Source organism: Citrobacter sp. (genome assembly GCF_050252275.1).
Classification (GTDB): Bacteria; Pseudomonadota; Gammaproteobacteria; order Enterobacterales; family Enterobacteriaceae; genus Citrobacter_A; species Citrobacter_A amalonaticus.
Map to the genome: position 1 here is coordinate 1 of NZ_JBFWLF010000382.1, position 3,370 is coordinate 3,370.

The following is a 3,370-nucleotide window of genomic DNA, read 5'->3' on the forward strand; positions in this document are numbered from 1 at the left end:
CTGGGTTGCACTGAACAAGAAAGGCGCAATCGTAAACGGTAAAGTGACTGCAGTTGACGCGAAAGGCGCAACCGTAGAACTGGCTGACGGCGTTGAAGGTTACCTGCGCGCTTCTGAAGCATCCCGTGACCGCGTTGAAGACGCTACCCTGGTTCTGAGCGTGGGTGACGACGTTGAAGCTAAATTCACCGGCGTTGACCGTAAGAACCGTGCAATCAGCCTGTCTGTTCGTGCTAAAGACGAAGCTGATGAGAAAGATGCCATCGCAACTGTTAACAAACAGGAAGATGCAAACTTCTCCAACAACGCAATGGCTGAAGCTTTCAAAGCAGCTAAAGGCGAGTAATTCTTTGATACTTTGGGAGGTTTCGTCCCGAAGTCAGATGAGAATACTTGACAGATTATAGAATTCGTTCTGTAATCAATGACAAAGGGCGGCTACGGCCGCCCTTAATCAATGCAACAGCAGCAGCTTATTGGAACCGGAGGAATCATGACCAAGTCAGAATTGATTGAAAGACTTGCCACTCAGCAATCTCATATTCCCGCGAAAGCGGTTGAAGATGCGGTCAAAGAGATGCTGGAGCATATGGCCTCGACTCTTGCACAGGGCGAGCGTATTGAAATCCGCGGTTTCGGCAGCTTTTCTTTGCACTACCGTGCACCACGTACCGGGCGTAACCCGAAGACTGGCGACAAAGTGGATCTGGAAGGGAAATACGTTCCGCACTTTAAGCCGGGTAAAGAACTGCGCGATCGCGCCAATATTTACGGTTAAGTTTTTCGCACAACATAACCTCAGAAAAGCACCTTTACGGTGCTTTTTTCTTGCCTGCTTTTCAACCCTGGAATGCCGCTCGCATTTCATGTTGCACATTGCCGGGCGGCGATGAAAATCGCGGAATCATGGCCGTAAATCCTTCATTCTCCTCCTGACAATCCCGGCTCAGACCTGCACACTGCCGCCAACACGGAGGTGTGTATGAAATTAACGACGGTCAGTCTGTGTGCATTAGGGGGAATTTTCCCTTTATTTTTGCTACCTGCGCTGCCGGGGGGATGGCTTGTTAGCATCCTGTTTGTGCTGGCCTGTCTGCTCGGTCTGCTCCGCTGGAAAGTGGCACAGTACGCTGGGCTTCTCCTGCTGTTTTTTCTCTGGGGCGTCATGGCGGCGAAACAGTCGCTGTGGGCGGGAAATACGTTGCCCGCCGCCACGCAGGAGACCATCGTTGAGCTGACGGCCACGGATAACATGACGACACATGCCGGGCTGATCACGCATCTTAATGGGCATCGGCTTTTCCCTGCCGTCGGTATTGTGCTTTATAACCAATATTTGCCAATCGCGCCGTGCGCGGGACAACGTTGGGCGATGACGCTGAAGGTCCGTGCCATGCACGGCGAGTTGAATGACGGCGGATTTGATAGTCAGCGTTATGCCCTGGCACAGCATCAGCCGCTCACTGGCCGATTTTTACAGGCAAAGATTGTCGATAGCAAATGCAGCTGGCGAGCGCGCTATCTCGCCTCGTTAACGGATTCTCTGGAAAACTATCCCTGGCAGCAGGTGATACTAGGTCTGGGGATGGGGGAGCGCCTGCTGGTGCCACAGGAAGTCAAAGCGATCATGCGCGATACCGGCACGGCGCATCTGATGGCAATTTCCGGCCTGCATATCGCTTTTGTGGCTTTACTGGCAGCTGCTCTGATTCGCGGCGTGCAGTTTCTGCTGCCGGTCGGTGCAATTCGCTGGCAACATCCTGTGATTGGCGGGCTAATTTGCGCTGCGTTTTACGCCTGGCTGACCGGGTTACAACCTCCGGCGCTACGTACGGTAGTGGCGCTGCTGGTGTGGGGAGCACTGAAATTATGCGGGCGGCAATGGAGCGGATGGTCAGTCTGGTGCTGCTGTCTGGCGGCTATTCTGGTTGTTGATCCCGTCGCCGTGATCTCGCAAAGCCTGTGGCTTTCGGCCTTTGCCGTTGCGGCGCTGTTATTCTGGTACCAATGGTTTCCTTGCCCCGCCTGGCCCACATCACGTGCCGGGCGCTTGCTGGTTGAACTGGCACACCTGCAACTGGGGATTACCTTGCTGCTCATGCCGCTACAAATCGCACTGTTCCACGGTATCAGCCTGACGTCGTTTGCTGCGAATCTGTTTGCTGTCCCGCTGGTTACGTTTGTCAGCGTCCCGCTGATCCTCGCCGGAATGGTGGTCCATCTCACTGGTCCGCTGCTTCTTGAGGGCGGACTCTGGTATCTGGCCGATCGCTCACTGGCTGCATTATTCTGGGCGCTCAATCACTTGCCTGCGGGGTGGATCAACGTTGATGCCCGTTGGCAGTGGCTGGTCTTTGTCCCCTGGCTGATGCTACCCGGTTGGCGATTTATCGCCTGGCGCGTTTTCCCCGGCCTGTGTCTGGCGACGCTGGCGTTGCTGAGCTGGCCGTTCTGGAGTCCGGTGCGCACTGACGCCTGGCAGGTGCACATGCTGGATGTCGGGCAGGGGTTAGCGATAGTTATCGCCCGTAATGGTAAAGCGTTACTCTACGATACCGGGCTGGCCTGGCCGGGAGGTGACAGCGCCCAGCAGATAATCATTCCGTGGCTGCGCTGGCACCACTTGCAGCCAGAGGGGATTATTCTCAGCCATGAGCATCTCGACCATCGCGGTGGACTACACTCTTTGCAGACAACCTGGCCAGCGCTTTGGGTGCGCAGTCCGTTAGGCTGGCAGGGGCATCTGCCGTGTTACCGCGGTGAGACGTGGCAATGGCAGGGACTGCGTTTTAGCGTGCACTGGCCGTTGAAAGGAGACCCGACGCAGGGGAATAATCACTCTTGCGTCGTAAAGATTGATGATGGTACGCACAGTATTCTGCTGACGGGCGATATAGAGTCCCCCGCGGAACTGAAAATGCTCAGTCATTACTGGCAGCATCTTTCGGCGACGGCAATCCAGGTACCACACCATGGCAGCAGTACCTCTTCTTCACTGGCGCTACTTCAGCGCGTTAGTGGCAACGTGGCGCTGGTCTCCGCCTCACGCTATAACGCCTGGCGATTGCCGTCATGGAAGGTGAAGCAACGCTATCTGCAACAGGGTTACCGGTGGTGTGATACCCCGCATCAGGGGCAAATTTCGCTGGATTTTTCAACACAGGGCTGGCAGGCCATCAGCCTGCGGGAGCAAATTTTACCTCGTTGGTATCATCAGTGGTTTGGCGTGTCAGACGATAACGGGTAGAATATGCGGCTATTTCAACAGATGCTGGTTTTTTGAATGCATAACGATAAAGATCTCTCTACGTGGCAGACGTTTCGCCGACTGTGGCCAACCATTGCGCCTTTCAAATCGGGTCTGATCGTG

Annotated in this window: 4 protein-coding genes; all 4 read left to right on the top strand. The window is 55.0% G+C overall.

Annotation, left to right across the window (positions count from 1 at the left end; genetic code table 11):
* Positions 1-346: S1 RNA-binding domain-containing protein (locus AB7E14_RS21955; protein WP_428169957.1), on the top strand; the 346-nt coding region annotated here is incomplete at its 5' end.
* 147 nt (positions 347-493) lie between these two features.
* Complete coding sequence (ihfB, locus tag AB7E14_RS21960) at positions 494-778, top strand: integration host factor subunit beta (protein ID WP_002463068.1); 285 nt, start codon at positions 494-496, stop codon at positions 776-778.
* A 204-nt stretch (positions 779-982) separates the two neighbouring features.
* Positions 983-3,247, top strand: a complete 2,265-nt coding sequence (locus tag AB7E14_RS21965) for a ComEC family protein (RefSeq protein WP_316962178.1) — start codon at positions 983-985, stop codon at positions 3,245-3,247.
* A gap of 36 nt (positions 3,248-3,283) precedes the next feature.
* The coding region (locus tag AB7E14_RS21970) for a hypothetical protein (RefSeq protein ID WP_428169958.1) at positions 3,284-3,370 on the top strand (87 nt) is incomplete at its 3' end.

What these genes read in the sequence shown, in the direction of transcription:
- ihfB (WP_002463068.1), top strand. Translation starts at nt 494, where the DNA reads ATGACCAAGTCAGAATTGATTGAAAGACTTGCCACTCAGCAATCTCAT.
- AB7E14_RS21965 (WP_316962178.1), top strand. Translation starts at nt 983, where the DNA reads ATGAAATTAACGACGGTCAGTCTGTGTGCATTAGGGGGAATTTTCCCT.